12 protein-coding genes are annotated in these 17,315 nt (G+C 50.3%); 4 read left to right on the plus strand and 8 right to left on the minus strand.

Going from position 1 to position 17,315, the window contains the following annotated elements; all coding sequences use genetic code 11:
• Positions 1–106: 106 nt before the first annotated feature.
• Both AC3WQ3_RS26200 and AC3WQ3_RS26205 read left to right on the plus strand, forming a co-directional pair.
• On the plus strand, positions 107–685 hold the full coding sequence (locus AC3WQ3_RS26200; RefSeq protein ID WP_127538473.1) for a hypothetical protein: 579 nt from the start codon (positions 107–109) through the stop codon (positions 683–685).
• Positions 686–931: 246 nt separating this feature from the next.
• Entirely contained in the window at positions 932–2,704 is a 1,773-nt protein-coding gene (locus AC3WQ3_RS26205; RefSeq protein WP_492474126.1) for an alpha-glycosidase, read from the plus strand.
• Between the two features lie 278 nt (positions 2,705–2,982).
• Here AC3WQ3_RS26205 and AC3WQ3_RS26210 read toward each other — a convergent pair whose 3' ends face one another.
• The 3 genes from AC3WQ3_RS26210 to AC3WQ3_RS26220 are packed head-to-tail and all read right to left on the minus strand — an operon-like array spanning position 2,983 to position 7,255.
• Entirely contained in the window at positions 2,983–4,398 is a 1,416-nt protein-coding gene (locus tag AC3WQ3_RS26210) for a class I adenylate-forming enzyme family protein (RefSeq protein ID WP_492474127.1), read from the minus strand.
• Complete coding sequence (locus tag AC3WQ3_RS26215) at positions 4,395–5,828, minus strand: cysteine peptidase family C39 domain-containing protein (RefSeq protein WP_492474128.1); 1,434 nt, start codon at positions 5,826–5,828, stop codon at positions 4,395–4,397. The genes AC3WQ3_RS26210 and AC3WQ3_RS26215 overlap by 4 nt, the downstream gene beginning before the upstream one ends.
• A gap of 2 nt (positions 5,829–5,830) precedes the next feature.
• Positions 5,831–7,255 carry an alpha/beta hydrolase gene (locus AC3WQ3_RS26220; RefSeq protein WP_492474129.1) on the minus strand — a complete coding sequence of 475 codons (1,425 nt, stop codon included), beginning with the start codon at positions 7,253–7,255 and terminating at the stop codon, positions 5,831–5,833.
• Positions 7,256–7,707: 452 nt separating this feature from the next.
• Between AC3WQ3_RS26220 and AC3WQ3_RS26225 the strand changes: the two genes are divergently transcribed.
• Positions 7,708–9,864, plus strand: a complete 2,157-nt coding sequence (locus tag AC3WQ3_RS26225; RefSeq protein WP_492474130.1) for an alpha-amylase family glycosyl hydrolase — start codon at positions 7,708–7,710, stop codon at positions 9,862–9,864.
• A gap of 82 nt (positions 9,865–9,946) precedes the next feature.
• Here the strand turns inward: AC3WQ3_RS26225 and AC3WQ3_RS26230 are convergent, their stop codons facing one another.
• The 4 genes from AC3WQ3_RS26230 to AC3WQ3_RS26245 all read right to left on the minus strand — a co-directional run bounded on the left by AC3WQ3_RS26230 (position 9,947) and on the right by AC3WQ3_RS26245 (position 14,908).
• A complete protein-coding gene (locus AC3WQ3_RS26230; protein ID WP_492474131.1) occupies positions 9,947–11,233 on the minus strand; it encodes an MFS transporter in 1,287 nt (428 codons plus the stop codon).
• A 151-nt stretch (positions 11,234–11,384) separates the two neighbouring features.
• Positions 11,385–12,221: a sugar ABC transporter permease gene (locus tag AC3WQ3_RS26235; protein WP_127538467.1), complete on the minus strand. Its 837-nt coding sequence runs from the start codon at positions 12,219–12,221 to the stop codon at positions 11,385–11,387.
• Entirely contained in the window at positions 12,218–13,573 is a 1,356-nt protein-coding gene (locus AC3WQ3_RS26240; protein ID WP_336781354.1) for a carbohydrate ABC transporter permease, read from the minus strand. The genes AC3WQ3_RS26235 and AC3WQ3_RS26240 overlap by 4 nt, the downstream gene beginning before the upstream one ends.
• A 45-nt stretch (positions 13,574–13,618) precedes the next feature.
• On the minus strand, positions 13,619–14,908 hold the full coding sequence (locus AC3WQ3_RS26245) for a sugar ABC transporter substrate-binding protein (RefSeq protein WP_492474132.1): 1,290 nt from the start codon (positions 14,906–14,908) through the stop codon (positions 13,619–13,621).
• A gap of 444 nt (positions 14,909–15,352) precedes the next feature.
• Between AC3WQ3_RS26245 and AC3WQ3_RS26250 the strand changes: the two genes are divergently transcribed.
• Positions 15,353–16,387, plus strand: coding sequence for a LacI family DNA-binding transcriptional regulator (locus AC3WQ3_RS26250; protein ID WP_095361074.1), 1,035 nt, complete (start codon positions 15,353–15,355; stop codon positions 16,385–16,387).
• Between the two features lie 150 nt (positions 16,388–16,537).
• On the opposite strand, the gene AC3WQ3_RS26255 is transcribed toward AC3WQ3_RS26250, so the two are convergent.
• Positions 16,538–17,296, minus strand: a complete 759-nt coding sequence (locus AC3WQ3_RS26255) for an SDR family oxidoreductase (protein WP_492474133.1) — start codon at positions 17,294–17,296, stop codon at positions 16,538–16,540.
• Positions 17,297–17,315: the final 19 nt, after the last annotated feature.

Below are 17,315 nucleotides of genomic sequence, written 5' to 3' on the forward strand. Positions count from 1 at the left end.
ACAGAGTTCTCCGAATATTTGTAAAACTATTCCTGTAATTTCTTGTAATCCTATGTTAGATTATCCCTTGGAATAAAATCACATCTATAGATAGGGGACATGTAACGTGAAAAAGAGGTCTTGGGTATTATCCATTATTATGAGTTTTGTATTGCTGGGCGGGGTATTCGCTCCTGCTGGTTCCTATGCGGCTGCAGCGGAAGACACCACCACTACATATTCGGAAGAGAACTATACGGAAGTGGACACGTCGGAACAAGAGCCGATTCCTAGCGCTGAAGAGGAAGATTTCCTGAACTACCTGGATGCACTTGATCGGACAACGGTTTATGAAAAGAAAGCCCTGGATTCCATTGGCAGCACGTATGTTACATCCGCCAACCGCAAATCCATCTTCCTGAAATTGAACAATACGGCGGTTCCCAATTACACCAAGTATGTGTCCATGCTGAAGCAGATCAAACCAGAGAACGCGGAGCTGCAAAAAATCCATAACAAACTGATCAAAGGAAGCTATGCACAGCTTGAAGGCTATCTGCTGTTCAAGAAATCCGTATCCAAAACCAAAGTAAACAGCGCCCTTCTGAAACAAGGCAATGCCAAAATTGACACAGGCATTAAAATTCTGGAGCAATACAAAAAAGAAATCCAAGCCTACGCCCAAGAACTGGGCTACGATTTTTAATGAAGCAAACTTTAGACGAACAGCCCGAGCAGAGGCATGCCCATTCACCTGCCTTCCCATTTAAATAAAATGAGATTTCAGGAAAAAAAAGTGTTTTCTTTTGCCAGGATAATTCGTATAATAGCCGTATAATCAAAAGGCTATGCTGCCGAAAGGTACAACCTCGTGAACAATGGAGGTTGTGCCTTTTTTGCGTTTTCATGGCCAAATATCATCTGAATTTCATCGTATAAGGAGTGATTCAACATGATTCTTGAAGCCATTTACCATCGTCCCAAATTAAACTGGTCCTATGCCTACGACCGGTCCACCATGCACCTGCGGCTGCGTTCCAAACGCGGGGATCTGGATGCCGTCATTGCCATTACCGGGGATAAATATGCCTGGGAGCAGACCATCACCCACACACCGATGCGAATCTTCGCCCGGGATGAGCTGTTCGATTATTGGGAAGTCGAAACCCAGCCTCCCTACCGGAGACTGCGTTATGGCTTCCAGCTGGTCGAGGGGGAGAAAAATGTCTGGATGACCGAACGTGGATTCGAGGAAGCTCTGCCGGAACATCCGCTGGAATTTTTCGATTTTCCATTTATGAATCCGGTCGACATTTTTGAACCGCCTGCCTGGGTCAAGGACGCTGTATTTTATCAGATTTTCCCTGAACGCTATGCGAATGGTGATCCATCCATTAGTCCGAAGAACGCCGAGCCTTGGGGTGGGGAGCCTACACCGGTGAATTTCTTCGGGGGTGATCTGCAGGGTGTGCTTGATCATCTGGATCATCTGAGTCAGCTTGGCGTGAATGCAATCTACTTCTGCCCGCTGTTCGAGGCTACAACCAATCACAAGTACAATACGGCCGACTATATGAAGGTGGACCCTCATTTCGGGACCAATGAACAGCTGAAAGAGCTGGTGGATGCCTGTCATCAGCGCGGCATTCGAGTTGTGCTTGATGCGGTCTTCAACCATTCGGGCCGAGAGTTCCCGCCTTTTGCTGATGTATTGGCGAACGGGGCAGCTTCCCCCTATGCGGACTGGTTCTACATCAGAGATTGGCCGCCACGCATTGAAGATGGCATACCGACCTACGATACCTTTGCCTTCGAACCGCTTATGCCCAAGCTGAATACGGAGCATCCCGAGGTTAAAGCCTATCTGCTGGAGGTCGCGCGGTACTGGATTGAGGAAATGGACATCGATGGATGGAGACTGGACGTTGCCAACGAGGTGGATCATCAGTTCTGGCGTGAATTCCGTCAAACAGTAAAAGACATCAAGCCTGACGCCTATCTGCTCGGCGAGATCTGGCATGATTCACTGATGTGGCTGCAGGGAGATCAGTTCGATGCGGTGATGAACTACCCATTCACCAACTCGGTGCTGGACTATGCAGTTCACGGCAAGCTGGATGGACTCGGCTTCGCGAATGAGATCGGCAAGCTGCTCGCAGCCTACTCCCAGCCTGTGACCGAAGTTGCCTTCAATCTGCTGGGCAGCCATGATACACCCAGACTGCTTACCCTGTGCGACGGGGATATCCGCAAGATGAAGCTTGCCGTTACAATGCTTCTCACGTACCCAGGGGTACCCTGCATCTATTACGGAGACGAAGTGGGTCTGGATGGCGGATATGATCCCGGCTGCCGCAAATGTATGGAGTGGGATGAAACCAAGCAGAATCTTGAGCTTCTCGACTTCTTTAAGCAGACGATTGCCCTGCGCAAAGCGCACCCTGCACTGCGCAGCACCGAGTTGAAGATTCTCCATGCCGAAGCTGGAGATCCGGTTATTGCGATGGAACGAGTGGATTCAGCCACAGGGGAACGTTTCCTCATCGTTCTGAACGCTGGTGACGAAGCTTGCAGTGTAGACCTGCCGCTGACGGATCGAAGCGTCTGGCGAGACCTGTTTACGACCACTTCTATAGAAGCGAAACAAAACAAATTGTCTCTGAAACTGGAAGCTTACGGATTCTCCCTGCTGCAGCTCGAAGTGAAACAACCTGCAGAAGCCTGATCACCTGACCATTCCTATGGCAGCAGTCTAAGACTCAGACATTTCACCGTCCCTGCACCTTATTTCTTGATAAACGAGCGAACAAAAAGACATGCCATTATCGCAATATATCAATTCATTAAAATTCATTGAAATTCATTAATCCCCTTCTCCTTCCGGGCATAAAAAGGGCTGAACGTTGAATAACGTCCAGCCCTTCTCTCTTAAGCGTCCCATTAAGCGTTCCAATACCCTAATAAAATATCAAACATCCCTCTTCTTATGATATAAGCTTAAGACTATTCCAGGTCCAGTTCTGCTGAAGTCTCTTCCCTCGCTACCGCAACTTCGTCCATGGGTGAAGCAGCTGCTGAAGGTGTTCTGACTTTCTTCATTCTCGAGCTCACAAGCCCCTCTTCCGTAATGACAATTTTCTGTGGAATCTTGTACGGAGGCAGCTTGTCCTGGCAGTACGACCAGATCAATCGTCGCAGCTCGGCAAGCGTGCAGTCTGACGCGAGCTTAACGGTGGCCTTCACCTTCTGCCCTGTGATGCTGCTCGGTTCTCCTGTAATCACGGCTGCCTGGATGCAGTCCATCTGTTCCAGAATGCTCTCCACTTCGGCCGGATACACCTTACGCCCGCCTACATTAATGATCTCGGAGCGGCGGCCGAGGATACGGATATACCCCTGTTCCAGTACCGCTTCATCCCCTGTGCGCAGCCATCCGTCGTCGGTAAATGGCGACGGGGCGTTCAGATAACCGATCATGGCTGTTTCTGTCCGGATCTGAAGTTCTCCTTCAACTACCCTGAACTTGACGTGATCATCATGAATGGCAAACAGCAGCGATCCTGGCTCCTTGGAACGTGTCGGCAGAATGCCGAGTTCAGACATACCATAAGCCTGTATCGTTCGTATCCCAGGGAACCGTCGATTCCAGGCGGCCAGTACCGTTTCGGGCATGACCTCTGACCCGTAGGAGACAACTTCAAGACTCGATAGATCGTATGCCTCATCATTTCGGCCGAGCAGCAGCAGATTCATGAATGTTGGAGAAACCGGGAGAGCCTGAACTCGATGCTTCTCAATCGTCCGGCATACTTCCTCGGGGGAACGATCCGCAATAATGCACAGGCAGCCTCCACTGGACAGCGATTGCAGCATTGTATTTACCCCGCCGATATGGTCAAACATCATGAACGGAATCGTTCGCAATGGCCGCACCTGCCGACGGAAACGCTGTAAGAGCCGATCTGCACGATGAACCGTGGCCTTGCTCACACCTGTCGATCCGGATGAGAAGAGCACGAGTCCACCCACACCTTCCTGCTCAAGCGCAGCCAGTAAAGCAGGAAGCGAACTGGCATTAGACTTATGCCGGATTGATAACCTGCCATTTTCAATGCCAAGACGCCACTTCACTTGTGCCAGCTGAATATATTCCTGCCGTTTGGCTTCAACCAGATGGAGGTCCATGGGCAGCACAATGCACCCCTTACCAAGAAGCGCGATGAACGCTGCGGCCGCATAGGGAGAGTAGTCCTCCTCCAGCGTCACGAGCTGTCCACGCAGTCCTTCTGCCTCAATCCTTTCCCCCATCATCACGATCTGATCAAGCAGCCATGCGTAGCTATACTCCCGATCTTCCCAGATGAATGCCGGACGCTCCCCCTGTTCTACGAATCGCTCCAGCAGGAATTGAACGCTCATCCCGCATCCTCCTCCTGATCAGGCAGCCATTGCCATTCCAGATAACTCACCAGCGAATCAACCGTTTGATACGGACTCTCCGGCAACGAGGCTGCGGCCATCTCGGAAAGTGCGGCTCCTGCTCCCGTTCCCCATTCGTCTTCAAGCCCCTGTTCGACGACAGCAAGCAAGGACACCAGCTCCAGTGAATCCAGTTGTCCATCGCGGCCATATAGCGGTGCGTTCCCACCCTTGTCGAGGGATATGGTCGTATTATGGTACGTATTCAGTTCCCGGCAGCTATCCAGCACAATGCGGAGCAGGGCATCCCTGTAGCCATTTTCGGTTCGCGGAACCATCTGCCGATTGAAGCACGCCTCCTGCGGGACAGCACTTCGGAGAGCTTCGTACCAGCGCCATTCATCGGCTATCAACTGATGAATTACCCTTGTTAGCTGTACCCGCCAATCCGCCCGCTGCTTGATCCGACCGACCTGAAGCAATTGGTTTGCTTTCTCCCAACGTTCAATGATTGCCTCAAACGCTACGGAATACTGATCCAGTGGAGAACCAAGCCATAGCGCGGCTTCTTGAAGCAGATCACGGAGAAAATAACGGCTCCAGCGCATATCAAACAGCAGATTCGATACCAGTGTGTCATTCGGTTGATTCCCTGGATTCCCTGAATTCCCTTCCTCCCCCTCCTGCAGTGCCTTCATCAAATGAAGGGATACTCCCTGTCCAAAATGATAGCTGCGTTCCCCTTGGGTAACGGTCCTGCCCGTCATAAATTCGTTAATCTGTGTTGCAAGCGCCTTGGTCAGCATGTCACGATAACCGGAGGAATCAAGCTTTCCGGTTGCACGGACGTCCATGGTGCCATAGGTACGCAGCTTCTCCTTACGCTTGGCAGGAGCTAGCTCGGGTATGCTTTGGTTTCCTTTCCAGAATTCATGAAAGGCTTCTTGGGAGACCTTTCCCATATATTTCGAGGGAACCGGATCATAGACGTGAAAATGCTCATCCTCGATGCCATACACTGCAATCCAGTGATCTACCAGGTGCAGACGAGAGCCTGGTTTGACATGTTTGCGGATGTACTCGGGGTTCTGATAATCTTCGCAATAAGGCAGATGATAACTGGTTCCCGTAGCGAGAAAGAGTCCCCCTTCGCCTATATGCTGCCGCATATGCACCTTCCCCTCCTCGAAGCTGCCCAGCTCCCGTTGGCCGTACATCTCCCAGATCGGTTCCTCATAGTCCAGCTTGTGAAAATAAGGCTTCACCAGTCCGTTATCCGCGCACGAAGGAAGGCAGTACAATCGGCTTGCGGCGAGCAGAGCCAGGCTGCTGATCGACCCTTGCCGCAGAAGCACCTCATGAATCAGAGGAAAGTTGCAGGGATAGTAATACGGGATGTCCATTACTGGAGCGAACGATTGGATCATCATGATCATTGACCTCCTGTTCCCGCTTTGACAGTCGAACTGCCCCAAGACTGGATGTGGTAATGTACTGACATGTTATCTGTTGCCCGAATGACCCGATTGGCTACTGGCATACCACTTTTGTCCGTCTCAAAACGCCGGAAACCGCGTGTGAACCGGAAGGAAAAACCGCTGTCGCGCGGAACAGGGTAACAGCCTTCATAACGCCCCGTTCCCGTACGAACCAGCTTCATGCCCATCCCTCCATATATGGATTCAGCTGGTTCCTCTTCATTTTCCACTTCGGCACAGATACATACCTCAACGAGAGCAGAGAGTTCAGGAATAACGGTATACTGACGAGTCGTTGATAACTCTCCTACGGTCAGGGTGATGAGCGCACTGCCTGGGCCGACAGCCACCAATTCACCATTCGGACGTACTTGAAGCACATCCGGATGACTTGTTGTATAGCTCCCTTCGAGCAGGCTCTGCACCCAGCCGCTATCATAGTGAAGCCGTGCATTAATGCACATGTTCATTCCACCGGATAAACCAATGATCTCTCTGCCTTGCATTTCCAATGCCACAGGTTGGCCTACTTCGCCGAACATGTACAGTAAAGGAAGGTCGACTCGTGCGCCCCAATCGGATTCCTGATGACAGGCCTCCGGTTGCTCCAGAAAAGCCATGCGATCCCGAGTTCCGATCCCTCTCTCAAGTAATTCATGAGCAACCTTTCTTACCTGGGAGGGCAGGAAGAGTCCTTCTGCATCCCCAATGTCCATCCACATTTGCACGTCTGGCACCTTATCCGGCAAGCGATACATGGCTTCTTCCAACAGACCGCTGTCCGACATTTCATCCAGCTGCACATCTACCAAAAATGGCGACATCATGACCAGTTTTCCGAAAACCTCTGGATTCCGCATGCCCATATGAAGTGTACATAGTGCCGCTGCTGATGAGCCAAGCAGCCCTGTATTGGACTTGTCTGGAAGCGTACGGTATCGATGGTCGATCAGGGGCTTCAATTCATGAATGATGAAATGCTCGTATGCACCCCCTGAACAACCCACGCTAATCGCTTCCCTCTCGGGTGCAATGAAGTGATAGAACTCGTTGTGCGTAACCGGGCGAACATGTGCAATGCCAACCATAATCAGTGGCTCGATCCGCCCGGCGGTAATTAGCTCGTCCACCGCTCGATCCATATGCCACGTTTCATTACCGGGTCCAGATGGACCAAAAGCCCGCTGACCAGCATGAACATACAGAACAGGATAATGGCGATCCGTCTGCTCATGATAACCTGGCGGGAGGTAAACATAAATATTGCGGACATTGCCCAGCTGTGACGCACGAATACCTTCCAGACATTCAATGACCGATTGTGTATTCAAATGATCATCAACCGCCTCTCTTCTCCGGATTCCCCTGATTTGATTCATAAATCAGGTTATTGCACTTCCCTTACTCCATCCCCGCCATGCTGCATGCACAAACAACCCCGCCTCAGTAGAGACGGGGTTGTTTCAAGACACATCAATGTCCTAAAATACATGGCCCTCATATTGGTGGATCTGCGAATAGTTTAAGTCCCGGATCGCCATTTGTAAATATGAAAATAGAAAAAAAATGCTTCTAAAAAAGTTATTGACATAACTGTAATTTTTTCTTACGATAACGATGTGATCATAACTCGAGGGCCATGCTTTTAAACCCAAGCGGTTTAGGACAACCCCGGTAACTCCCCAGGAGATACCGGGGTTGTTGGCGTGTCGAAGGAGGGAAGTCTTTAAGCCACAAGAATGTCTCCTCGTACAATTGTAAGCGCTATTATCCAAGAGCCAGGTTAGTTGTTTTTGTTGAAAACTACTACATTCATGAAGGGTGGATTACCATGTTTCAAATGGCCAAACGCGTTCTCCTCAGTACCACACTAACGTTCAGCCTGCTTGCCGGCAGTGCATTGCCTTTCCTGCCTGCTTCCGCGATTTATGCCGATGCGGATACGGCTGTCACCAACAAGCAGAATTTCAGTACCGATGTCATCTATCAAGTTTTTACGGACCGGTTTTTGGATGGTAACCCATCGAACAACCCTACCGGAGCTGCCTTTGATGGCACATGCAGCAACCTGAAGCTGTACTGCGGCGGTGACTGGCAGGGGCTGATTAACAAAATCAATGACAACTATTTCAGTGACCTGGGTGTCACAGCCCTCTGGATCTCCCAGCCTGTCGAAAATATTTTCGCTACCATCAACTACAGCGGTGTAACCAATACGGCCTATCACGGCTATTGGGCACGGGATTTCAAGAAGACCAATCCATATTTCGGAACCATGACCGATTTTCAGAATCTGGTAACCACCGCCCATGCTAAAGGCATCAAAATCATTATTGATTTCGCGCCAAACCATACGTCCCCTGCCATGGAAACCGATACCTCCTTCGCCGAGAACGGCAAACTGTACGATAACGGCAGCCTGGTTGGCGGGTACACCAATGATACGAACGGATATTTCCACCACAATGGCGGCTCCGATTTCTCCACTCTTGAGAATGGCATTTACAAAAACCTCTACGATCTGGCCGATCTGAATCACAATAACAGCACGATCGATACATATTTCAAAGACGCCATCAAGCTGTGGCTGGATATGGGTGTGGACGGCATCCGTGTCGATGCGGTCAAGCACATGCCTCAGGGCTGGCAGAAGAACTGGATGTCATCTATCTATGCACACAAGCCGGTATTTACTTTCGGCGAATGGTTCCTGGGATCTGCTGCACCCGATGCGGATAACACAGATTTTGCTAATGAATCTGGTATGAGTTTGCTTGATTTCCGTTTCAATTCGGCTGTGCGCAACGTGTTCCGGGATAACACATCCAACATGTACGCGCTGGATTCCATGCTTACGGCTACGGCAGCAGATTACAATCAGGTGAATGACCAAGTCACTTTCATTGACAACCATGATATGGACCGTTTCAAAACGAGTGCGGTGAACAACCGCCGTCTGGAACAGGCGCTGGCCTTCACGCTGACCTCACGCGGCGTACCTGCCATCTACTATGGTACCGAGCAGTATCTGACCGGGAACGGCGACCCGGATAACCGGGGCAAAATGCCTTCCTTCTCCAAATCGACCACAGCGTTCAACGTGATCAGCAAGCTGGCACCTCTGCGCAAATCCAACCCGGCGATTGCCTACGGTTCCACACAGCAGCGCTGGATCAACAATGATGTATATATCTATGAGCGCAAGTTTGGCAAAAGCGTTGCCGTCGTTGCCGTTAACCGCAATCTCACGACGCCAACCAGTATCACTAACCTGAATACGTCGCTTCCATCAGGAACCTATACCGATGTGCTCGGCGGCGTGCTGAACGGAAACAACATCACGTCCAGTGGAGGCAATATTTCTTCCTTCACGCTCGCAGCAGGAGCTACCGCTGTGTGGCAGTATACGGCAAGTGAAACAACGCCAACCATCGGTCACGTTGGCCCTGTCATGGGTAAACCAGGTAACGTCGTTACCATCGACGGACGCGGGTTCGGTTCCACCAAAGGTACCGTCTACTTCGGTACAACAGCCGTTACGGGCTCAGCCATTAACTCATGGGAAGACACTCAGATCAAAGTCACCATTCCACCAGTAGCAGGCGGTGACTATGCAGTGAAAGTAGCTGCCAATGGTGTGAACAGCAACGCCTATAACGATTTCACCATCCTTAGCGGCGATCAGGTATCGGTGCGGTTCGTCATCAACAATGCCACAACTGCGCTGGGTGAAAACATCTACCTGACAGGTAACGTGTCCGAACTGGGTAACTGGACCACAGGTGCTGCTTCCATTGGACCGGCTTTCAATCAGGTCATCCACGCCTACCCGACTTGGTATTACGACGTAAGTGTTCCGGCCGGGAAACAGCTGGAATTCAAGTTCTTCAAGAAAAACGGCGCTACCATTACGTGGGAGGGTGGATCCAATCACACCTTTACAACACCGACGAGTGGTACTGCCACAGTAACGGTAAACTGGCAATAACTAGCCATAATCCATTAATGAAGCCCGGAGCAGCGCTTATACAGCGTACGCTCCGGGTTTTGACGTTTGATCTGTTTCTGGTTTATCGGTAAATTCGAATGGACTTCAATGTGGTCGCGGCAAGGATTCCGGTTGCGAGCAGCAGCATGCCGAGTCCCTCCAGCACAGCCGCTGCCCCCCACTGATCAGCCATCACGGAGACAGCTGTCAATCCCAGGATAGGTGCCGTGCTTGTAATTGTACCGACAACACCGTAGATTCTCCCCTGCAGCTCATCGGGTACCGCTGTTCTTAGCATGATCTGGGTGAGCATTGTGCAGCAGGCAAACATTGCTCCACCGCCCACGATGAGCGGAAGTGCCAGTATGGGAGAAGTTACTTGTGACAGGAGAATATAGACCGGCCCCAGTACCAGCAGTCCGATGAATACCCATCGTCCTCTTCGCTTCATTCGTTTCCCCGAAGCAATCAACACTCCCGAACCAATCATATAACCGAGTGGAATACACGTTTCAATCAATCCAAACTGCACGGGGTCTGCTTCCCATACCTTGACTGCCATCACCTGAACTAGCATCATAGCCGACATGAAAAATAAAATCAGCAGTGGATTAAGCAATACAATCGACCGAATTAGAGGACTGCGATAGATATAGGAGAATGACCCCCGCCATTCCTGAACGAAAGTGGCCTGCTTATCGCCCGACCGCTTTACCTCCGGGAAACGACCAGCCATCAGTACACATACCGCCGATAGAAGAAAAGTGGCTCCTGTAATCAATATGGCGACAAACCCGCCAAAGGCGGCAACGGCGACTCCGGCTGCCGCGAGTCCGCTGATTCGGGCCAGGTTATCCACCAGATGAATGGTCCCCGTAGCTTGCTGAATTTGCTCCCTGCCCACCATGCTTGCCACAGACGCGTGGAATGCAGGCGCCTGAAACAGGCTGGAGAACATGGAAAGTGAGAGCATCAGCAGCAGCACAGGAAATGGTACATGCAGCCCAAACAAACTCACTGCGATGAATATGGCCATCACGCCCCGAAATACATCTGAGGTCAGCATCAGCTTCCGGCGATCCAACCGATCAGCAACGGTACCTGCGATTGATCCAAATAAAAAACTGACCGCCATGTTGCAGATTTGAACGGCAGCCATGCTCTTGGCACTTCCAGTCGTCTGGAGCACCCATAGACTGATGGCAATACCGTTAAAGCAGTCTCCGAACACGGAGATCCCATAGCCGTATAAAATCCTGCGGAAAGTGACATGCTGCCAGAGCTTTGGTGGAATGCTGTTTTCGCGCAGCACGGCTTGTCCATCTTCATGTCCAATCGCCTCGGGCTCAGTGGACGGTATTATTCCCATACATCCCTTTCCTCCCCTAATTAAGATGGAGCCCTATGCAAAATCAGGCACTTCCGTTGTCATGTCCGTCGAAAAAAAGACATGACATGGCGGAAGTGCCTGAATGTGCGGCCGCGTCGAGGCGGCCATCTATGCTGTTAATGGCACGGCATTATCCTTTGGAAGCACCTGTTGTGAGCCCCTGGACCAGGAAGCGCTGAAGGAACACGAACAACAGCGTAATCGGTATCGCGATCAGCACAGCCCCTGCAGCAAACATAGTGAAATTACTGTCCTGGTACCGATTGACCAGATCCCACATGCCTACTGCAAGCGTCCAGTTTTCCTTTGTCCGCAGAACAAGCCGGGCGAAGATGAAGTCCATCCATGCACCAGTGAAGCTGGTTAGCGCCACATAGGTCAGCATCGGTTTGGATAATGGCAGGATGATGCTGGTGAACACCCTCAGGTGACTCGCACCATCAATGCGTGCTGCCTCATCCAGACTGCGTGGAATCGTATCGAAGAATCCTTTGACGATAAATCCGCCGAGTACTGCTCCGGAAGAATACACCAGGATCAACGCGGCATGCGTATCGAGCAGCTTGATCTGCAGCAAAATGATATAGATCGCGATCATGCTCATAAAGCTCGGGAACATGCCGAGAATCAGCATGGTGGAAAGAATCGTCTGCCGCCCGCGAAACCGGAAACGGGATAGGGCATACATCCCAAGTGTTACCATCAGTGTGGAGAAGATCATGGTGAAAAAGGCAATTTTCAGCGTGTTCAGATACCACCTGCCATACATGAAGGATGGATTGTTGAACAATTCGCCATAGTGGGACAAGGTAAAGGCTTCAGGCCACAAGCGCTCACTGAACAGTGCCGCACCAGGTCGCAGGGAAGAGAGAAAGATCCACAACACCGGATAGACGGAGACCACGGCAATGATGATCAGCAGCACATAACTAAGCGTTAGCCGCAGCGGATTATTGCGTTTCTTCATTGAATCATGTCCTCCTCCTTGAACGATTTGGAGCGACGGAAATTCCAGATGGAAAACGACGCGATAATAATGAAGATGATGATGCCCACCGCTGAAGCCATGTTGTATTTGTTGTTGTCCAGCGTAAGCTTGTAGAGCCAGGTCACGAGCAGGTCTGTTGCTCCCGCATACTGGTAGTCGCCTCGTAACGGATTACCGTTGGTCAGCAGGAATATGACATTGAAATTGTTGAAGTTTCCAGCAAATTGCATGATAAGCACCGGAGTTGTTGCAAAAAGGATGAATGGCATGGTGATGATCCGGAATTTCTGGAATGCGGATGCTCCATCCACTTCGGCGGCCTCATACAGATCACGTGGAATCGCCGTCAGAACGCCAAGGATCAGCACCATGCTGACCGGAATACCGATCCACATGTTAACTACAATGACCGTGACCTTGGCCCAGAACGGATCGGTCAGCCAGGGCAGTCCCTCCAGACCAAAAGCTCTCATATACGTATTAATTGGACCGAATTGACCATTGAACAGGTTCCGCATGAGCAGCAAGGAAATGATCTGTGGTATGGCATAAGGGAGAATGAAGATCGTCCGCCACAGCTTTTTGAACCGGATGCCTCGCTGCTCAATCAGCAGCGCTACAAGTACCCCGCCAAAATAAGTGGTCACGGTTGCGAGTATCGCCCATATCACCGTCCATGTTAATACGCCATAAAAGGTGTGACTCCATGATTTGAGCTGAATCAGGTCACTAAATGTCTTGAACCCTACCCAATCCACGAGCTTGGCAGGCGGAATATGATCCGGTGCCGAGTAGTTGGTAAACGCGAGGGTGATCGTAAACAGGATCGGCATGATCGTGAAGAACAGCACCCCCAGAGCCGGAATGGACAAAAACAGATACGGAAAATTTTTGTCCATCATGTTACGGAGTGAAGCTGCCGCTCCCAGTGTTTTCTTTCCTTCCTCCCTCGCAAGTCCCGTAAGGTACGCATCACGGATGTTCAGGATGTAGACAATGATAAACACAAAAAACACGAGCAGCACAATAATTCCCTCTAACAGTAAAAAGATTGAATGGTCGCCCCGCTGAAGCACCGTAGACCCATTCACTTTGACAAAACGCTGCGTATTTTCCCCCAGTGTCCATATTCCCCATACGGCCTGCGACAAGCGGGGAAGCAGGTAAGCAAGACCTGCCCCCTCCAGTAACAGTAAGAAAATTCCCTTGATCCATTGCCGGTTGTACAGCTGTCCTAGACCCTGCAGTATGATGGATAATATGGCCGCTGTCATCCGGTGCTGCTTTTCCCTGCTTTGCGGAGCAGACACCGGGACATGCTGCTGTTTCATTCGCTCTCTCCTCTCCACCTTCTCCTTACCAGGTGCTCCGTCCGATTATTGAACCGTTGCCAGACTCTCTTGGATCTGCTTCACGGCGTTATCCAGCGACGCCTTCACATCCTTGCCGCCATCCCAGATATCGGTCATGGCTGAAGTGATCGGACCCCAGACGCTATCCATTGCTGGAAGCGAAGGCATCGGCGTCGAATTGTTGAATTGTTCGAGGAACGCCTTGTTGATCGGATCCTCCTGCACCTTCGGATCAGCTGCCACGTTGGAGTTGGCCGGAAGCGTACCATTCATTTCAAAATTGGTCATCTGTGCCTCTTCGTTGGAGAGGAAGGCCGCGAAAAGTTTGGCTGCGTTCGGATACTGGGTAAACGCATTCACGTAATAGGCTTTTACGCCGGAGAACGAAGTCATCGGCTTGCCATCGATCGCTGGGAGCGGCGCAACACCGAAATCAATACCTGCATTGCGATAGTCGGCAATCGTCCAAGGACCGTTAATGTCCATAGCCAGCTTCCCACTGGAGAACAATCCTTTTTTGATATCATAGTTCACGTCACCCATCTTGAGCGGCAGCACTTCCGACTTCAGTGTCTTCAGGAACTCCCCACCCTTCTGGGCTCCTTCGTTATTCAGGCCAAGATCTTCGCTGTTCATTCCGTTATCCCCGAAAATATAGCCGCCTTGGGAAGCCAGGAACGCATAATTGTAATAGAACTGCTGCAATTCCCACATGAGGGCATATTGGTTGGATTTCACATCATTAAAGGTTTTGGCGAAGCTGACAATCTCCTCAAAATTCTTCGGCGCTTCCGGATAAAGTGTCTTGTTATAGAAGAGAGCGTACGTTTCCACACTGTACGGATATCCGTATAAGATGTCCTTAAACGTGACGGCCTTCAGCGCATTTTCGCTGGTGTTCGCTACCGTCTCTGCCTCGAATATATCATTGGGCAAAATAAGACCTGCCTCTGAAGCGCTTCCAATCTTGTCATGCGGGAATACGACGACATCTGCTGCGAGGCCTGCGGGACCGTCCGTTGTCAGCTTGGTTACCTGATCGGTAGGAGGCAGCTCCTCCATCTTCACGGTTACACCATACTTTTCCTCAAACAGCCTGGCTCTTTCCTCTACAAAACTCTGTTGGTTCTTATCTTCCCAGATGACCAATGTTGCGCCTTCTTCCGGCTGAAGATTTTCGGCTGTCAGCTCTACAACTTCCTCCGTATCTCCGGTTCCCCCCGCTGCCGGAGAGTTCGTTCCACCACCAGCCGAGCATGCGGCCAATGTAAAGGCCATGATGACGGACAATGTTGCCCCTTGCCATTTTCTCATGTAAATGTCCCCTTCCCTCTGTTTGGTTCAACCAGTCTCGCGCTCTCCACCCTTGATTGGTACGATTGATGCAGGTTTTGCAATCCATGTTCGCTTTTGCACAAACGTTTGCTCAAATGGAAGACAAGGATACTTCTAAGTATGTATTCAGGGAGAAATATTCTAAGATGCAGGCTAAATCCACTTATGTAAGCGCTACAACAACAATCAAATCATACAATATCAGGCTTTCTTTGCACAAACGTTTGCACAAGCCATATTCGTTCAATTTTATCCATATTTCTTGTTTTAACGCCAGTAATTTCCTGTTTGCTTGATCTGTCTTCTTCTTCCTTATTTTTACTTCCCCTGTATCCTGCAAGCTGCAGTTTGCAATTGATTTATCGAATCTGTTGCATTACCATAGGAGAATGTTGAAATGATGGATCAGAAGGGATTTTTCACATGATTACGATCAAAGATATTGCCAAAATGGCGGGTGTCTCCCCTTCTACAGTTTCACGGGTGATTTCCAACCATCCCAGAATCAGCACCGAGACGTCTCTCAAAGTGAAGCAAATTATGAAAGAACTGAATTACCATCCCAATATCATGGCCAAAAGCCTTGTATCCAAGACGACCCAAACCCTTGGCATCATGCTTCCGCGTCCTGCAGAAGAATTGTTTCAGAACTACTTTTTCGGAGAACTGCTGCGAGGAATTATTACGCATGCCACCCGCATGAATTATGAACTGCTGCTGACCACCGAAACGTCATCAGACAATGAATTGCATGCGATTTCCCGCCTGGTTCATGGACGGAGAGTGGATGGCATTCTGCTGTTAGGCTCCAAACGGGACGACCCAATCATCTCCTTTTTGGAGGAGGAAAAGTTTCCTTTCGTACTAATCGGACGCAGCGAAGCTCACCCGGACGCGCCCATGGTTGATAACGACAACGTACAGACCGCTTATGATGCGACCCAGCATTTAATCGCTCAAGGGCATACACGGATTGGATTCGTCAGCGGCCCGCCGGACATTACGTTATCGCATGACCGCATGCAAGGATACCAAAAGGCACTTGCCGAAGCGGGACTTCATACCAATAACGACTGGATTGTGGAAGGTGAATTCCTACAAGAGAGTGGATTCCGAGCCATGTCATTGTTCATGGCCCTGCCGGACAGACCTACCGCCATCGTCGTGATTGATGACAATGTTGCTTTTGGCGTACTTAGAGCTCTTGCCGAACTTGGTTACCGTGTACCTGAAGATATCAGTGTAGTCAGCTTTAACAACATTGCCTTATCAGAACTGGCTTCTCCGCCTTTAAGCTCCATCGATATTGGAACCTACCAACTTGGTTATACTGCCGTTCAAGTGTTGTTGAAAATTCTGAACAGGGAAACGCTGCCTCAGAATCCGGTCATTATTCCGCATCGTTTAATTGTGCGTGAATCTTCTCTCTTTTCGAAGTCTAAACCGGCCTCCATTTGAACGATTTTCGAGCTTCGTTAGAGCAATGCAAACGTTTGTCCTATTACTTGAATTGCCTATAGTTAGTAGCGATGGATGGCAGCAAAAAAAGAAGCCGCAGCATGCGGCTTCTCGTTTACATATCATTATACAATTTATACTATGAACGGATTAATAGGAATTCCAGCCTGAGTCCGCTTCAATCACAGTTCCGTTCACGAAGCTGGACTCGTCCGAGCCGAGGAACAGCGCTACCTTGGCAATCTCTTCACTTGTTCCTATGCGTGGGTTGATCGCCATGCCCAGTTGTTGTCTCGACGCACCGAATTGGCTGATCCCTGCCATGGAGGAACCGATATTCGTTGCTACCCCACCCGGAGCGATGGCGTTGCAGCGGATACCTTGCTCTGCATACATAAACCCTGTGTTTTTAGTGAATCCGACTACAGCATGCTTCGAAGCCGTGTATGCCGCTCCAGCACGTCCACCATGCAATCCGCCTGCCGAAGCAACGTTCACGATGACGCCGTTTTGCTTTTCCTGGAAGATCGGCAGCACTTTGCGCGTTGTACGCATTACGCTCGTCGTATTCACTGCAAAGAGTCGCTCCCACTTCTCATCCGTTACTTCAGCTGCCGGCTCCATGCCATCCATAATCCCTGCATTGTTCACCAGAATGTCCACTGTTCCGTACGTGCTAACTGTCGTATCGATAAGGTTTTGCACATCCTCTTCTTTGGCCACATTGGCCAAAACCACGATGGCTTCACCACCTTGGGCTTTGATCTCATTGACGACCGTCTGTGCGGACTCCTCGTTGATATCGGATACAACCACTTTGGCCCCCTCTTGTGCATAGAGCGTTGCGATTGCTTTCCCCATGCCTGAACCTGCGCCTGTAACTACTGCTACTTTATCTTGAAGTTTCATCTCATGTATCCTCCTTTGT

This window comes from Paenibacillus sp. FW104-T2, from assembly GCF_058789975.1.